This is a genomic window from Rhodococcus sp. ARC_M6 (assembly GCF_022810305.1).
GTDB lineage: Bacteria > Actinomycetota > Actinomycetes > Mycobacteriales > Mycobacteriaceae > Rhodococcus_F.
This window is the reverse complement of the sequence record NZ_JALGQH010000042.1, coordinates 25,501-41,092: the sequence shown is the minus strand read 5'-3', so window position 1 is coordinate 41,092 and position 15,592 is coordinate 25,501. Positions and strand designations below refer to the sequence as shown.

General features: G+C 60.6%; 15 protein-coding genes. 7 read left to right on the top strand and 8 right to left on the bottom strand.

The features are described 5' to 3' along the window. The first annotated feature begins 185 nt into the window (after positions 1-185). From MTX36_RS27340 to MTX36_RS27325, 4 genes are all read left to right on the top strand, one after another. Positions 186-806 (top strand): hypothetical protein, encoded by a 621-nt coding sequence (locus tag MTX36_RS27340; protein WP_243622806.1) that lies wholly within the window; start codon positions 186-188, stop codon positions 804-806. Beyond that, on the top strand, positions 806-1,444 hold the full coding sequence (locus tag MTX36_RS27335; RefSeq protein ID WP_243622805.1) for an RES family NAD+ phosphorylase: 639 nt from the start codon (positions 806-808) through the stop codon (positions 1,442-1,444). The genes MTX36_RS27340 and MTX36_RS27335 overlap by 1 nt, the downstream gene beginning before the upstream one ends. Positions 1,445-1,806: 362 nt before the next feature. Further along, positions 1,807-2,280, top strand: coding sequence for a winged helix-turn-helix domain-containing protein (locus MTX36_RS27330; RefSeq protein WP_243622804.1), 474 nt, complete (start codon positions 1,807-1,809; stop codon positions 2,278-2,280). 336 nt (positions 2,281-2,616) lie between these two features. Continuing rightward, the gene (locus MTX36_RS27325; protein WP_243622803.1) at positions 2,617-3,009 is read left to right on the top strand and encodes a hypothetical protein; all 393 of its coding nucleotides are present in this window, start codon (positions 2,617-2,619) and stop codon (positions 3,007-3,009) included. 62 nt (positions 3,010-3,071) lie between these two features. Here MTX36_RS27325 and MTX36_RS27320 read toward each other — a convergent pair whose 3' ends face one another. The 6 genes from MTX36_RS27320 to MTX36_RS27295 all read right to left on the bottom strand — a co-directional run bounded on the left by MTX36_RS27320 (position 3,072) and on the right by MTX36_RS27295 (position 9,012). After that, positions 3,072-3,419, bottom strand: coding sequence for a hypothetical protein (locus tag MTX36_RS27320; RefSeq protein ID WP_243622802.1), 348 nt, complete (start codon positions 3,417-3,419; stop codon positions 3,072-3,074). Positions 3,420-3,630: 211 nt separating this feature from the next. After that, positions 3,631-3,978: a DUF3024 domain-containing protein gene (locus MTX36_RS27315; RefSeq protein ID WP_243622801.1), complete on the bottom strand. Its 348-nt coding sequence runs from the start codon at positions 3,976-3,978 to the stop codon at positions 3,631-3,633. 37 nt (positions 3,979-4,015) lie between these two features. Continuing rightward, positions 4,016-5,152 carry an IS30 family transposase gene (locus MTX36_RS27310; RefSeq protein WP_243622800.1) on the bottom strand — a complete coding sequence of 379 codons (1,137 nt, stop codon included), beginning with the start codon at positions 5,150-5,152 and terminating at the stop codon, positions 4,016-4,018. A 357-nt stretch (positions 5,153-5,509) separates the two neighbouring features. After that, complete coding sequence (locus MTX36_RS27305; protein WP_243622799.1) at positions 5,510-6,793, bottom strand: hypothetical protein; 1,284 nt, start codon at positions 6,791-6,793, stop codon at positions 5,510-5,512. A gap of 550 nt (positions 6,794-7,343) precedes the next feature. Next, positions 7,344-7,718 (bottom strand): hypothetical protein, encoded by a 375-nt coding sequence (locus MTX36_RS27300; RefSeq protein WP_243622798.1) that lies wholly within the window; start codon positions 7,716-7,718, stop codon positions 7,344-7,346. A gap of 1,048 nt (positions 7,719-8,766) precedes the next feature. Then, a complete protein-coding gene (locus MTX36_RS27295) occupies positions 8,767-9,012 on the bottom strand; it encodes a hypothetical protein (RefSeq protein ID WP_243622797.1) in 246 nt (81 codons plus the stop codon). A 122-nt stretch (positions 9,013-9,134) separates the two neighbouring features. On the opposite strand from MTX36_RS27295, the gene MTX36_RS27290 reads away from it, so the two are divergent. From MTX36_RS27290 to MTX36_RS27280, 3 genes are all read left to right on the top strand, one after another. Further along, positions 9,135-10,730: a PQQ-binding-like beta-propeller repeat protein gene (locus MTX36_RS27290; RefSeq protein ID WP_243622796.1), complete on the top strand. Its 1,596-nt coding sequence runs from the start codon at positions 9,135-9,137 to the stop codon at positions 10,728-10,730. A gap of 452 nt (positions 10,731-11,182) precedes the next feature. Continuing rightward, the gene (locus tag MTX36_RS27285) at positions 11,183-11,737 is read left to right on the top strand and encodes a hypothetical protein (protein ID WP_243622795.1); all 555 of its coding nucleotides are present in this window, start codon (positions 11,183-11,185) and stop codon (positions 11,735-11,737) included. A gap of 206 nt (positions 11,738-11,943) precedes the next feature. Next, positions 11,944-12,225 carry a helix-turn-helix domain-containing protein gene (locus MTX36_RS27280; protein ID WP_243622794.1) on the top strand — a complete coding sequence of 94 codons (282 nt, stop codon included), beginning with the start codon at positions 11,944-11,946 and terminating at the stop codon, positions 12,223-12,225. Between the two features lie 391 nt (positions 12,226-12,616). Here the strand turns inward: MTX36_RS27280 and MTX36_RS27275 are convergent, their stop codons facing one another. Then, on the bottom strand, positions 12,617-13,669 hold the full coding sequence (locus MTX36_RS27275) for a hypothetical protein (protein WP_243622793.1): 1,053 nt from the start codon (positions 13,667-13,669) through the stop codon (positions 12,617-12,619). A 104-nt stretch (positions 13,670-13,773) separates the two neighbouring features. Further along, on the bottom strand, positions 13,774-15,558 hold the full coding sequence (locus tag MTX36_RS27270; RefSeq protein WP_243622792.1) for an Hsp70 family protein: 1,785 nt from the start codon (positions 15,556-15,558) through the stop codon (positions 13,774-13,776). Positions 15,559-15,592 lie beyond the last annotated feature (34 nt).

Here is a 15,592-nt window from a genome sequence, read left to right as displayed (position 1 = left end):
ACGAACGCGAGAGAGTGACAAGCATGGCGCTGGTGGTGTGTGTGCTTGATGGATGGGGCTACGTTGCGGCGGGTGTTCGTTCACGGCGACTCAACGCCTTCGGGTCGGCTGTGTCGCGGGTCTGCACGATGTAGCGAATGGATCAACGCTGAACTACGCTGTTAGTAGGTGTTAGGAGAAGTCAAGTGACTGTCGCACATCAGTATGAGATCGGTGAGTTGTCGTTCGAAGATGCGTTGACCCGCACGCTCGGTCATCCGGTCGATCGAACAGCAGTCGCCGGTGTGCTGGAGTACCTCGCTTCGTTGGGTGTTCAACAGCCACAAGGAGGCCTCTCTCGCCACGATGCGGACCTGCTCGACGCGGCCGGTTTGACCGATGACGGGGAGAAGGCCGGCATGGCCGTGGTTCTGGGGCGGGCACAGACCATGAGTGACCTGCGGAGCACAGCACTGACCTCATCGGAGGTCGCCGACTTACTGAAGGTGAAGGCCCCGCGGATCCGTCAACTGACGTCGATCGAACGTAAGCTCTGGGCCCTCGACGATGTGGATCGCCGCGGGCGTTTGTATCCGAAGGTGCAGTTCACTGATGAGGGGATGGTGCCGTACCTCGATCAGGTGCTGCCGCACCTTCCCGCCAGCCTGCATCCTCTCACCATCTCTGCAGTGTTGACCTTGCCGCGCGAGGACCTCACCGTTGCGGGCAGAGTTGTGTCGGTCGTCGAATTCCTCACCTCTGCAGCTGTCGAGAGCGATCTGCCGACTGTTCTCGAGGTCGTGGAACGCGCGACGTGCCTCGGTTAGTGGCAACCGCCGACCCGCCTCTGATCGCTGCACTGCGCGAGGGCGGGGTGCGCGACGACGAGTTGGTCAGGATCTCGACGGCATCGCTTCTGTGGCGTATTCATTCCGCGGACGGCTCTCACGTGTTGCCGTGGAACGGGTTTCGTGGGTATGGGCCACTGTTGCGGTTCGATCATCACCCGCGGCCCAAGGCCGATCATGCCGAGTTCAGTATTTGGTATGGGGCGAGTAGCCCGCGTGGTGCGTTCGCCGAAGTATTTCAGGGGACGCGGGTGATCGATCGGGTCGATGGTGCTCCGTATCTGTCGGCTGTTGCGCTCGATCGCCCGCTTGAGCTTCTAGATGTCGGAGGGTTCTCCGGAGGCACGTGGCCGATCAGGTTGGGGTGCAATCGTATGCTCGATTCTGGCCCTCACCTTCGAGTTCAGTCCTGGGCCAGGGCGATTCATCGTGAGTACGTGAATGTGGATGGGATCGCGTACCGCGGCAGGTTTTCCGGTGAGTTGTGTGTGGCGCTGTTCGAGCGGGCTGCTGACGCGTTCTTGTCGGCGCCGACGATGTCGCTTCCGTTGTCTCATGTCGGGCTCAGTCGCCGTATCGACAGTGCGGCAGTGGCATTGGGTTATCAGGTGATCTGACGGACGGAAGGCAATGAGCCTATTTGCGGCTCTCGCAGACTACGAGCGGAGCCTTAGGAGTGGCTGGTAGGCGGGGTGTTCACCGATGATGCGGGTGATGACATCGACCGCTTGCCCGGTCCAGGCTGGGTTGGTGCGGATCGTTTCGTAGACCGGTGTGCTGAGCCGGGTCGGCCGGTGGGTCGAGGGTGGGGATCTGTTTCCAATTGTCAAAGCGCGATCGCCCAGTGGCGAGGCATTCGCGCTGTTCACTGTGCTGGAGGTGAGGAGCGCTGAGTCGGAGAAGTTCGACGTGCGAGGGGGATGGGAGCGTTCGATTCCGCCCAAATCTGATACATTATGGTTCGGGGGAGGTGGAGTTGATGTCGATCACCGAGCAACGTCCCACCGATACGACAACGGCGGCCATCATGGCCAACGCTGCGCAACGGAGACTGGACAAGACCGAGATGTACCGCCTTGTCCAAGCGGCGGCCCGGCAAAGGACATCGCAGCGAAAGATCGCCGATCTGGCTGACGTTTCCCAGACGGAAATCGTTCGCATTCTGGGACGACTGCGTGAGCATCCGTCGTTGGTTGATCGTTCGCCCAGCGAGGTCATCAACGAACGCGTCGCAGGAAAGATCACCGCACGTCAGATGATGAAAGAGCTACTCGACTGGGACTACACCTTCGGTCGGGTTCCCATCGTCAATGGGCAGCAACTGGACGCCTACGACCCGGGCACGTGGGATGAAGTCGAAAGCGCATACCACCGCAATCTGATCAGCGAAAACGAGTTCCGCGAGATCTTCGAGCGGCATGCGGCGGAACTCGAAGTTGCGGCCAAAGCTTGACCGAAGTCGATCCCCTGCGCCGTGCGGTGCAGTCAACTCTTGAAACTGACGGTGCTGTTTGACGATGGTCAAAACGCACACCTAAACCGGCAGGAAGGCGCTCAGGGTTTCCGGGGTAGCCGGTTGGATAGGAGATTCCGTGCTACGTGGTAACGGGCGCTGGCGAGTGCTAGCCAATGTTCGCTCACTCGGTCCCATTCCGTTTCAACATTCAACGGAACTCATCATCCTGAATGCGATACTTGCCCAATGAAATGGCATTTCGTGTGTGCGGTGTTGTTGCTTGGATCGGTTGGTGGATGCAGCAGCACTGAAGGTGATGGGCACGACGTAGTCATGAACAATGACGCACGGACAGCCACTGAAATAGCAGTACCGTTTGCAAGCCCGGAAGAGGTAGCGCAAGCGCTCGTCGCCGGCGGTCTCCCATGTGGCGACTACGCACCCCACGAACCGGGATCCGATCCAGCCTTAGCGCAGTGCATCACCGTGAACCCCTCCAAAAACTACGCAATCGAGTACTCGATGAACATCGTGGTCTTCTCGTCAGCGAATGTAGCCTCATCTTGGTACACCACTTTCGGTCTACCAATGGGTGAGCGGCGCAAGAACCCGGCAGCACCCAACTGGGTCTGGGGTGACCAGTGGGCCGTCAAGTGCACTCAGACGGAAGTATGCAAGGAAGTTCAGTCCGTACTCGGCGGTCAGTTGTTGCAATCTGACAAATGAATTGCGGGGGCAGATTCTAAGAATTATGGTGTGGGTCGGGTCTTCAGTGCGGCACCTACCCTTTAGTCGTCCGGTTGCATAAGGGTTCTCTCGACGAGAAGGTCGAGTACCCGCAGGCGTTCGCTCTCACTCAACAACACCGACAGGGGCGACATGTTTCGCATCTCACGGTCGGTCTCGGTATCGGAAACGCTGATCTTTCGAACGGTGTCGATGTGGTTGTCCGCGATGATGCGTTCCCACCGGTCCAGGCAGTTGCGGAGCAATTTCCCGTGAACGTGCTCACGGTTGGTCTGCAATCTGGCGCGCACCTTGTCGGTGTCGATCGAGAGGTGTTCGCGGTCGATCTTGTCCAGGACCGCTTCGTGTACGAGTTTCTTCCGGACGGCATCTCGCCTGACGGGCCTCACCGTGCCAAATAATTCCGGGAGTTACAGTCCGAGACTCGGGCGTATCTCAAAAGTAATGGTGTTCCACAACTCGTCGATAATCCATATAACGAACCATCGATATTGGACATGAGTTTCGGAACATGCGTCGTCCAGGTCACCGAAAATTGTTCCCCGATTTCCGAAAGAGAACTTGGTCTCAATAGGTCAACGCATCACCGACGATAACGGATCAACCCCAGAAGATCGGATCCCCACCGCTTTCGATGTGATCGAGCAAATCCTGAACATGCGGACTCGGATCCAAGAACTGGTAACGGTGAAACTTTAGGTGCCGGTCCCGCCAAAACAACGTCCACAACCCGGTTTTCTTCGTGAAATGCAGCCGGGCAATCGGGAAACGCGTCCACTCCGGTCCGAAGTCCTCACGCCACGGCGGCCGGCATTCGCAGATCGTGACATGGCGCGGCGCGATGTCGCATTCGACCCGAATCTCATGACGCAGGCGATCGGGAACTCTACTGGCGCAATACTTCACGATCCGGGCGACATCGAGTTCGGGAAGTCCGGTAGCAGCCATGACCATCATCATGCCAACCGCTGGTGACAACCGTTATTTATGCCGTTGCGCAGCTTCCGGACACCTGCTCTTCTCGCTGGCGTGGGCTGTCCCAGTCGAGCACCCGCCGAGGTCGATCGTTGAGTCGGGCCACGATCGAATCCAGGTCGTCTTGGGTGAAAGTACGCAGGTCAGCGTTCTTTCGCAGGTACTGGCGAAGGAGCCCGTTCGTGTTTTCGTTCGTCCCGCGTTGCCACGGATGATGCGGAGCGCAAAAGTAGACGGGCAGGTCGAGCGCTGCGGTGATGCGCTCATGCGCGGCCATTTCCAGTCCCCGATCCCAGGTCAGCGACCGACGCAGATGCGCAGGCAATCTGCCCCGATAGGCAATTAAGGCGTCCGCTACCGTCTCGGCCCGGTACCCGTCCGGCAATGCCACCACATGCGTGACGCGGGATTGTCGATCCACCAGCGTCGCGACCGCCGACGGGCGGGTGCCGAACACGAGATCACCTTCGAGGTGTCCGGGCTCGCTACGATCGCCGGCCGCGGAGCTGCGGTGATCGATTGAGACTCTGTTCCGTATCTGTCCGCGCCCGTGGGAGCGTTTCTTCCCGCGAGGTCGGCGGATCCGCCGATCAGTACGCAGTTCGTGAAATTTTGTGTCGTCGAATACTTGTCGTGACGGTATGTAGAGGCAACGGTAGATCGTCTCGTGCGAAACCCACATCTGCGGATCGTCCGGGTACTCGCGCCGGAGCCAAGCGGAGATCTGCTGCGGTGACCACTGCTCGCTCAGCTTCCCCGTGACGATCTCCCGCAGAAAATGCCTGGTAGAGAGGGTCGAGTCTTGAGGGCGGCGCGCGCGGGCATCCGCCGCGGCATCCGCCTCGACCGCCCGATAGTGTGCGCGGCCGCCGTTGCGGGCGATCTCGCGTGCGATCGTGGACGGGGATCTTCCGAGTTTGTCGGCGATCGTCCGAGCGCTGTCGTCGGCGGCGATCCCACGGGAAATCTCTTCACGCTCCCCGACAGTGAGATGCGATGCTCGCCGGCGACGTGGGAGCGGCCGGATACCGCCGGATTTACGCAGGAACCGGCCGATCTGAGGGACGCTCTCCCCGATGGCCCGACCGGCCTCACTCAGCGATTCGCCTCGCCGCCACATCTCCCAGATCGTGTTCTCTTGTTCCACGGTGAACCCGAGCGCCTTTGTTGCCCATCCATGCCTCCACGATCACGCATCATGTCACCAGTAGTGATGCGTTGACGTGTTGAGACCAAGATCGGTTACCGACAATCGGACGGTGATTGAATCTTGTGACTCTCGGAATTATTTGGCACGTTTTTACAAAATTATTGGCACGGACGACTGAACCAGTCGAGTCCTGGCATTGATCGGTGTTCCTATCGAAGCCGCCGTGTCCGTCAACCGATCCATTCTCGGACACTGATCGGCGAGAGAAATGGCCACGAACTGACATGGCCCTCTACCCCAGTTCATTAAGGGGTAGAGGGCCATGTCGTCAGCATGTCGGAACAGGCAGAAAGATCAGCTTCCGAAAGCGAAGAATGAGCTACCTAGCGAGCCGAGGGATCCCGTCACGGGTGGTTCAACCACCGGCGCGGCGGTGACGTTGACCGTCACCTGAAGGGTGGCGTTGGGGGTGGTGCCGTTTGCTGCGGCAATGGTGAAGTAGTAGAAACCGGGGGCGGTGGGTGTTCCGGTCAGGGTTCCGTTGGTGAGGGTGAGCCAGTCGGGTTTGCCGAGGACTGTGAGGGCGGGGTCGGGTGTTCCGGTGGCAGTGAAGGTGTGGGTGAAGGGTGTGCCGACTACTGCGGGCAGCGGTTCTGCCGGGGGATCTACGAAGCGCGGGGCTACCGGTGCGGGCGGGGTGGTCGGTTCGGACGCTGGGATGGATAGCTTCAGGACCTTGTTGTCTACGCCGTTGTAGTCGCATACGTAGACCTCAGTTCCCTTGTCATTGACCGCGACACCGCCGGTGCTCTTGATGCCAGTGAAAGGCAAGGTGATGGGGGTAGTCGCGCCAACCTTGAGCTTCTGCACACGGCCGCCGCCGTTCATGATGTCGGCGACGTACAGGTTTCCCTTGCCGTCGACCGCAACCCCGGCAGGGAAATCAACCTCGATCGGGAGGGTTGTTGGGGCGGACGCGCCAGGCTTCAGTTCCAGGACCCGGTTGCTCATAGCGTCGGCGAGGAACACATTTCCGCTGTCGTCTACGGCAATGCCCTCGGGAAAGCTCAGATCGCCGAAAGGCAGTGTGATCGGGGTGGACGCGCCTACCTCGAGTTTCAACACTCGTTTGCCACGGATGTCGGCCATGTAGAGGTTGCCGGACCGGTCCACCGTTAGAAAGCTGACGACGGCGTTGGGAAGCTCCAGTTCAACCGGAACGTTCGTACCAGCTTTGAGCACGACAGGGTTCGACCCCGGACCCGAAACGGAGGCAAACACATTTCCTGAGTTGTCTACCGCGACGCTGGAGTACGACCGATTTCTTGCGAATGGCAGGGCAGTAGGCGTGGTCTCGCCAGCCCTGAGGATGGAGACAGGTTGGCCTGCACCCGATCCGGAGGACCCGTTGGCGACGAACACATCGCCCGCGCTGTTCACCGCCACGTCGACTGGCGCAGCTACAACACCGGGGAATGGCAGAGCGGTCTGGGTAGGCGCCGAATCAGGTTCGGCAGTCGCCTGCGCGGGAAGCAACACCATCCCCGCGACGATAAGGCTAGTCGCGGCAACCATGCCGGCCCGCATCCGTCGCAGTCTCCCGTGCGCCAGGGCCGCACCAGCTCGTTGTCTGTGCATGTAGGCTTCTCCGTTTTTTGTTGTCAGCGTCGAACCCCGGCAACCCGTAGATCGGGTGCATCGGTAGCTCGGCATCATAACCGCTCAGTTGCGACGCAGTGCTCAAGGGCAGTGCCGTGCCAGATAGCGCTGTGAAACCAGCGCCAAATACTGCTGGGAATCACACCGATGGCCGAGCGAAGGAGCCTACGGCGCATCGGAAAGAGGTAGACCCTGAGATGGTGGCTGGGGTGAAGGATGGTTATCGGACGCGAATAGTAGAACTTGGCGTCGAAAATAGATCGTTATTCGGCATCTGGTCGGCCGCGGCGATTGTGCAGGTCGAGTTTGTCGAAAACCCGTGTCGAGAATCAATGTCGAATCGTTGCGGGTGCCAGGAGTTCTCGACGGCATTGAGCGCGATCAGGACCGCGGTCGCTGAGTCTGTCGAGTGTTTATCCGTTGGCAAGCCGGCGCGAAGCGGTGGCGCGGCAGCTATGGAACGACAAGATCGACTCGAACGGTCATCCTCCACCTGAATTTTCGGGTGGGCATGATGCTTGCTCGAACCTCACCACAGTGCAGGTTGCGAGGGTGATTCATCGGATATGTTTTGGCGCTTACGTTTCCCGGACCGAGGGTGCACTCCTTGAGCGCGTTCGATAACGTCCTCGGCGATGCCCATCCGTCGAGCTAGCTCGATGTCAAGGCGCGGGGTGATGTGAGCGGTGGCAGCAAGCGCAATTCTGACGAGCACGTGTTGACGTGCGCGGACACGTCCCGCATCGGAATCGCGGTCATTCCATTCGGTAAGCCATTGTGGGGAGCCCGCTTTGGGTGCGAATTCTGGCCGGCTGGCTACACGTTCGAGGAGCACGTCGAGGGAATCGAGCAGCAACTCGCCTGCATCCTCGATGAGGCGGTCGTCGACACCGTCCACTCGCATTTCCCCAGCGTAGCCACCACCATTGAATTCGTCAGGACTTGGCGCTCGGTGTCTTGACCAAAGGCGCGCACGTAACGGGGTGCTAGCAACCATCTTTCGCACCATCAGAACAGTGCTCAACTTGGAGCACTGTCGACCAGACGCCAGGACATTCAGCCGGTGACGTATGGCAGTAGAAAACCTCCTCGTGAGATGAGCGATTCTCTCCCGAGTGAAGGATGCCCCCAACCTGGTTCAGGTCGGGGGCATCACACTATCGGGCACCACTGACGCTGTGTCACGCCGCGGGACGGTCAGAGTTGATGCACCCACTACTGGAAACATCGGAGAACCTATTCGCAGGTCTGGCCAGAAACGATTAGTTTCGGTGTGCGGGTTAACCTGCATGGGCACCCGAGCGAAAGGCGTCGACATGGACACGATTAGTCATCCAGAGATCAAGTACGTCGTACCGCCGGCTGATATGAACGGGGCGGCGACAGGCCAAGCGCCCCGAAAGCGACATGACCTGGACTGCGGACATTTCAAATTCGATGACGGCACAGTTCCTGGTCAACCACAGCTAGCCACCGAAGAGCAGATGCGAAATTTGCCCCCCTGCCGGGACTGCGTGAGCCGAACGTCCTCCGGCGAACGCGAGTCGCGGGCACGAGGCTCCGCTGGGTCAACTGGACCGCTGTGCCCGACATGCTTTGTATCCACGCCGCTCAATGGAAAATGCGATACCTGCGACTGAGAATCCCGGGCGGAGCTGATGGACGCGCCGAGGTGGCCTTTTCTCGGAGACGCTGCGAGAAAGGAAATTCTCGTCGGTAATCGCGCAAAAATAGTGAGTGACAATGCCGGGAGGTAGAGGAGACCGGTTCGGCGTGAATCGGGGAAGTCGAGAGGGCCGAGATGACGCGAAAAATCGGCACAGCGGCCCATCTTGCCGAGCAAGGTGGATCGGACAAAAAATGGCTGTGACCTGCTTAGATGCTGCAAGCGCCCTGTGTGATGGTTCCAGTTCAGCGCTGACGCGGTGTCGGTCTATATGCGTTGGATCAAATCAGTGTTGAGCGGCCGCCGCCGCGACTCGTGCGCGGTAGGTGCGCCCAGCGGTCTGTTCCCCAATGGCAACAGACCAGTTCAGGAGGTCGACACCCTCGGGACACGGGTAGTCGCCGGGCAACAGACCCGAACCCGGTACTGGCGTCTTGTCGCGGGCGGCTCCGTGGAGTTCTTCTGCGAGGTTGTCCGCCTCGAGAGGCCTGCCGGCACCGCGCACGTCTACGCCGATCTCTTCGCCGCGCACGGCCCGCCCCGGGCGATTGGGTAATGGGAGATCTGGGTTTGATCATCCATCATGGTCGTTCCCGTGGCGCCACGAGTAACAACACGAGTAACAAACTGTGTGACGCGGATGATCTACCAGGTATGTGGCGTCCTCGAGAGAATCTGCGCTGGATGCTGTTGGCGCTGTTGGCGCTCTGTGTCGGATGCGCGAGCGGGGCATCTCCGGTCACGGAGTCGACAGTGACCAGCGGCCGGCTGGGCGCGGGTCAGTCGGGATGCGACGATTCTGACCGCGCCACACCGGTGAATCTTGAACGCAAGCTTGAGGTTGGTTGGGCATTGCAGCCTGGGGACATCGTCAGTAACTCTCAGTTCGACGTCGAGGCGTTGAACCAAAAACACTCCGTCGGATCGCCTGGTCCGCAGCTGATGTGCGGACGGCTCATCGCGGTGATTGTCTCGCCGCCACCGGTAGACGATGGTTCCTCGCTGTATCAACTTCTTGGTGACCGGAAACTTGTCGCCATTGACCCCGCGTCCGGTCGGGTGTTGTGGAAATCCGCGTTGCCGCGGGGCGCGCAATGCGAGTCCGGGCCGGTGGGCCGCGAGATCGTGTGTGCGGTCAATCCGGCTGAGGTCAACCGGTCTTACTGTGGGTACGCGGCCGTGGTGGACGCGTCCAAGATGCCGCCTTGTCGTGGAGACGTGGCGCCCGACGTTGAGCAGGGCGATGGTCTCTTTCTTCACTACTACAACCTGGATGACGGTGAGAGTCGCGTCGAGCATCGCGGCGACCTCGATGATCTCGCCGCAGCTGGGAATTCGGCGGTGACTGCCGCATGGGAGCCGCTGCGCGACTTAGATGGGCAGATTCTGGTTACCCGCGAGGATGCCGGCGACGGATCGATTGCGTGGACAACGCGAGTCCCCGTGAACAGGGCCGATCAGCCGGACTGGGCAATTGACAACGAGGCGGCGAGAATCCTTCCGTTGTCCGATGGGTTCATCCAGGTCTTCGGTGGGGACAATGAATCCTTTGTCGTTGCAGTCGATTCCGGAAATATCGTGGCGGATGTACCCAATACTGGGGGAGCGCACCGGGCTAGGTCGATGCCTGGCGAACGGGTCGCAGTGATACGAGAACACGGGATCGACATCTATAACCGATCTGGGGAAGTGATCACGCACCATCCCGGTGAGAGTTACCTGGACCTCACAGTCAATCCCCCGGCTGACGACGGTTCCCAGAGCTATGTCCTAGACGGCTTGGCTTCGTCGCCGCTGCCTAGGTATCAGTTTTTCGACGTTGAATCTGGTCAAAAACTTCCGCCACTGCCCACCGCCATGCCTGGATTTCCTGGAGCTCCGGCGCCCGGTCCGGGGACCACATTCGGGCGGGTCAGTCTGGTCAAAAGCATCTCCGGTCATGAAATAACCGGTTTGACAACACATTACGTTGCAGCCGTCGATACCTTCACTGGACAGGTGCTATGGACTCATCCCGGTGATGACATCGGGGCGCCCGTGTCGGCTGTTGCGATAGACGGAACGATCGGCCTATTCACCGAACCCCATTCGACGAACGTCGGTCGGTCGGCAGTCGTTCGGGCCATTGACATTCGGACCGGAAAAGTCCTGTGGTCCATGGACGAACTGGCCGCGCTGGTGCCGATCGGGGGTCAGGTCCTCGGTGTTTCCGCGGATCAGATCAGTAGTTTCACTGCGCCCAGTTCGTGAGTGGACCGTCAACCCAGTAGTCGACCTCACGTTGTGAAAGGGCGGTTCAATATTGCCGTTCCGCAGGACCTCGCGTCGCCATCTGCGGCACAGGGTTCGCCGGATCCAGAGTCACGCGGATGAACGGCAGGTCCAGCCAGACCAGTAGGTCGGCGCTCTCGGCGTGAATTGGAGGCCGTCGAGATTGCCGAGATGCGGCGAAGATTGGTGAAACTCGACGCTACTTTAACGGGCCGATCAGAGGACTCGCAGCGTCCTGAGCTGCCAATTCAAGGATTTGGAGGCGCCTGTGGAGTCGGATCTGTCTAATTTTCGCCCGTGCTGCAACCGGGCTATGGCTTGCTCACGTGCCGGGCCACGGGCAGACCTGCGAGCTGTGCTTGACTCTGGACATGACATGGTCAATGCGGAAGTGGTTTCAGCGGCAGTAGCCGGACGAACCGCAGGTCGAGGTGCCGGAGACACCCAGCGCGCACACTCAGTTCTACGAGCGTCGACGCGTAGCGTGGGATCAGGCTCAAGCCGAGTTCGACTCACGCACATGGCCGTTCCGTGTTGTCGGAGACGCACAGGAGTGGGCGCGTACATGGTTGCCGGCGGAGATGGCTGATGCACCGACCGCGGCGCTGGATGCGGCGTATGTTCGCAGCGATCTTCCAGGAATCCCGTATACCCCGTACGTCTTTTTTCCTGAAGCGTTGATCCGCAAGGCGGTCGACGATGGTGTCGTCGTACTCCCGGCACCGGGAAGGTTGACGTCCACATATGTACATCGAGACGAAATCACCGAACAGCAGACCGCCACCGGCTACGGCCTGTACGTCGCGGACAGCGACGTGCTGGAGATACGAGCCGCAGGCGGCGTGATCTGGAACGGTGAACTCGGCTGTTCAGACGGTTCCCCACTGCTCGGCGCCGCCGCTATCGAGCGAGTAGTCCACCAGATAATCGACACTCTCCACACTGTGAGGCCCTTCCTTCAGGCAGGGTGGGACACGGCTCAGTGACATGCCCGACCCACCCTGCAAACGAAGGTGGCTCGCGCGAAACATGGCTGTGACCTGTACGGATCCGCCAGATCGTCGGCGTGATGCTTCCAGTTCAGCGGCGGCGTTAGCACCACCACCCAGAGGAACCCGTGACGCTGCGCGGTCACCCCGGCCGCGCAGCATCACCACCCAGCTACACCGACCCGACCAAGAGGAACACCCACATGCCCGAGTACGCAAGCGCATTCGACTCGCTCGGCCGAACACCCGCCGAGACGGAGCAGCTCAAACTACGAGCCACCCTCATGCGAGCACTCCGCACACACATCAGCAAACAAGGATGGACCCAAACCGAAGCCGCAGAACACTTCGGCGTCGCACAGCCCCGAATCTCCGACCTCATGCGAGGCAAGGTATCCAAGTTCTCCGTAGACAAACTCGCGGAGATGATCGGCACCGTAGGTCTACACATAGAAGCGCGGGTACTAGTACCAGAACCCGCGTAACTCGTGAAACAGCAGGGCCCTCACCGGTATTCGGTGAGGGCCCTTTTCGTGCGCGTCAGTGCCGGCGGTGGAGGTACGTTTCTTGCCAGATGGTGACCGGACCGAGGATCGGGTCGACTTCGCCGGCTACTTTGCGAGCGATGTATCCGTCGGGGACGCATCAATGTCGGACCCTGCAACTATCGTCGATACCGCGACGAGCAACAGGTCGCCACACACTGACCTCGATCGCCAGCACCATCGGCGGTCCTGATCTGCAAGAACCCTTTGTGGATCGGTCACATGCGGCGACCTGTTTCTCATTCACTCATGACTGGGCGATCAAGCGATGAAGCTCGGCAGCGCCCACTGTTCGGGGATTGGGCCGCGAGGGAGCCGGCCGAGCGCCCGGTCACGGATTCCAGATTGCGAGCGGGGGTTCACCCGTCTTCAGCGACGAGGTGAGCGAGTTCAATTGAACTTCGGTGACAGTTGGCTGTGCGCCGCTTTCACTGAGCACACCGATCATCGCGCACAGTGTGGATCGACCTGTCGGTTCGCTCGCGGATCCGATGTCATCGGCGCACGGTTTGAACGTCCTGAAGGCGGTGATCTCCCCGCTCCGGTTGTGGTCGGAAGTGACCATCGTGTAGGCCGGGGTCATCGCCCGTATCAGTGATTCAGGAGACGATGATGCTTCAGGATTGACTTGCTGCACCTCGGCTCGCACATAGAACATGTAGTTGACGCCCTTGAGCGAGTCCTTGTCGAACGTCTTCAGATCAGCGTCGGGAGCCTTGTCGATAGCGGTGATGGTGAAGCTGAAAGTACCTTTCTTCTCGTCATCGGCGAATTCGAGAAACGCGGGCTGCCCGACCTTCAAGAAGGTGGCGGCAGGTGTGAGCGCTACAGGCGTTGGTTTCGGCGTTGGTTTCGGTGTTACGGAGGTGGTGGTGGACGGTGCGGCCAGACCCCGTTCGAGGAAATCCAGGAAACTCGCGAAAGTCGAGAACGTCTCCGTATCGAGGACATCTCGACATGAATCCAACATCGAGGTCATGACGATTTTTTGTGCGCCGATGAGGCGCTTCAGCTCGGTAGTGTCGCCGGAAGCTGCGGCGGTGTTCCACGCAGTGAGGCTAGCCATGGTCTGATCGCCAAGCTCACGGAGCGCTGGGTCTTTGATCAGTGCGGCCGTCCGCTGATGGAGCGACATGGTGCTGTCGATGACGATCAAGTCTTTAGGGTCGCGTTTGGAGTTGTACGCGCTCAACCGCGTCGATATTTCGGTCCCGGCGCCTAGCGCCAACCGACAATCACCGTCGCTGGCAGAGCTTGCGGCGCGGGTGCTGCTTGCAGCCGGTGTAGAGCTACCGGAGTCTGCGCCGCACGCAGCGATGCTCAATGTCAGTGCGCCGACCGTGCCGATGATCGCGGTGCGGAATACGGGTCGAACCTTGTACATGGGTGTGTCCTTGCTCGAGTGGTGGTGGCCCCTTTTTGTGGGACCGGTACCAGTTGGATGCGCGCAGGCGTGGCGCGTATGCGCGCGGTAGGGCAGGTCGGGTGTCAGAGCAGTCCGACGGTGCGCAGGACGCTCAGGATGCTCTCGGCGGAGTCTTGACCGCTGAATGCGAGGGTGAGGCCGCTCTCGAAGTTGACGTAGGTTCCGTACACGTATTCAGAGCCGTCGCGGATGTTCACTCCTGCTGTGCCGGCAGCGTTTTCGGTGAGGGTGTAGCCGGTGTTGTCGTATTCGCGGTATCCGAGGAGCGTTTTCTTCGCTTCCTTCGGGTCGACGCTGGCAGTGAATGTCTTCCCGTACTCCGGAAATTTCGCGGCGAGAGCGTTGGATTTGTTGACGGTGCAGTTGACTTCGAGGGCTTGATCGCTGGTGAAGCGACTGCGCTCGCATTTTTCGACGGCAGCCTTCAAGCCAGCAGGGAATGCGGCCATGATGGTGTCGGCGTCCTGGGCTGGTCCGGCTTTGGTGGCGCTTGTCGGGGCGGACGAGGTGCCGCCGGTCGCGGTCGGGGTGTCGCTGCTGTTGCCCGGGATCAGGATGACGGCCGCGGCGATCGCGGCAATAACTGCCACTGCGCCGGCGCCGATGAGGACCCGGGTGCGCAGCGATCCGCCGCTCACACGCGGAGCCGCCGGAGCTGATTCCGGAAACCTGTTGTTGCTCAAGGTGAACGGGGATGGTCTCTGCCCGTGGGGCGGGTTCGGTCCGACTCCGATGCCCGGTGGTGCGAGTTGAGGGTTCGTGACATCACGCGTAGCGCCCACACCGATCAGGGCGCCTTGCGCGACCACCGTTTTGGGGTCATCGAGGGTCGCGATCGGGCCGAGCGCCGCGAGACGCTGATGAACCAGCGGGATCCGCGACGAACCACCCGTCAGATACAGCGCGGACAGTTCGCTCGGATGACTGATGCCGGCATCAGTCAACGTCTGCTGCGTCAACGAGACCGCGCGATCGACGGCAACAGCGATGAGAGATTCGAATTCGGGGCGGGTGATCGTGAACGTTTCCTGATGACCGTTGCCGCTGACGGTGATCGTCGCCGACGGACTCGATGAAAGGAGTTCCTTGGCGCGTTGGATGGAGTCTTCGAGACTGCGCGTGACATGCAGCGGTGCGTCGGAGCGGATGAACGCGAGCAGCGCCGGGTTGCGGTCGTCGAGCATCCCGTCGACCCAGCGGCGCAGGACGGCATCCAAATTTTTGCCGCCCAGGCTGTTGTCGCCGCGTGCGGCGATGATGTCGAACGTGCTGGTATCCGTGGCAGTGAGGACTGCGATGTCGAGGGTGCCGCCGCCGAAGTCGAAGACCGCGATCTTCGTTCCGGGAGGCATTGTCTCGGTGCGTGAGTAGTAGTGCGCTGCGGCTCGGGGTTCGGAGATGGTGCTGACGCGGCCGGATCCGTATCCGAGACGTGCGGCCGCTTCCAGGAGTACCCCGATCTCTCGTGGGGACCAGCCTTCGGGGTGGGTGAGGACCAGGTGGGAGGGCGGTTGGTCGCGGTGGGCGGCGACGGCGCGTCCGATCACCGAGTGCAGGACAGCGGTGACGGGTAGTGACGGCGCGATGTCGTAGCCGTTGACGTGCACCATCCCCTGGCCGATGAGACGTTTCGGGGACGGGATGAACGCTGCCGGGTTCGTTTCCGCACGGTTGAGGGCGACGTCGCCGACGTCGATCGCATCCGGGGAGACGACGAACACCGCCGAGGACATCAGGTTGCCCTGGTGGGTGAGCGGCAGTGTTTCGACGGCTCCGGTGACGACTCCGGTGTGCGCGGCGGCGGTGTTCGAGGTTCCGAAGTCGACGCTCAGCATCCAACCCGACATGATGTGCTCTTTCCTGTGTGCTGCGTGGAGTGTG

Coding starts and splice junctions, on each gene's coding strand:
- MTX36_RS27325 (WP_243622803.1), top strand. CDS start 2,617: ATGAACAATGACGCACGGACAGCCACTGAAATAGCAGTACCGTTTGCA.
- MTX36_RS27275 (WP_243622793.1), bottom strand. CDS start 13,669: ATGTACAAGGTTCGACCCGTATTCCGCACCGCGATCATCGGCACGGTC.
- MTX36_RS27315 (WP_243622801.1), bottom strand. CDS start 3,978: ATGGCTGCTACCGGACTTCCCGAACTCGATGTCGCCCGGATCGTGAAG.
- MTX36_RS27280 (WP_243622794.1), top strand. CDS start 11,944: ATGCCCGAGTACGCAAGCGCATTCGACTCGCTCGGCCGAACACCCGCC.
- MTX36_RS27330 (WP_243622804.1), top strand. CDS start 1,807: ATGTCGATCACCGAGCAACGTCCCACCGATACGACAACGGCGGCCATC.
- MTX36_RS27305 (WP_243622799.1), bottom strand. CDS start 6,793: ATGCACAGACAACGAGCTGGTGCGGCCCTGGCGCACGGGAGACTGCGA.
- MTX36_RS27290 (WP_243622796.1), top strand. CDS start 9,135: ATGTGGCGTCCTCGAGAGAATCTGCGCTGGATGCTGTTGGCGCTGTTG.
- MTX36_RS27300 (WP_243622798.1), bottom strand. CDS start 7,718: ATGCGAGTGGACGGTGTCGACGACCGCCTCATCGAGGATGCAGGCGAG.
- MTX36_RS27270 (WP_243622792.1), bottom strand. CDS start 15,558: ATGTCGGGTTGGATGCTGAGCGTCGACTTCGGAACCTCGAACACCGCC.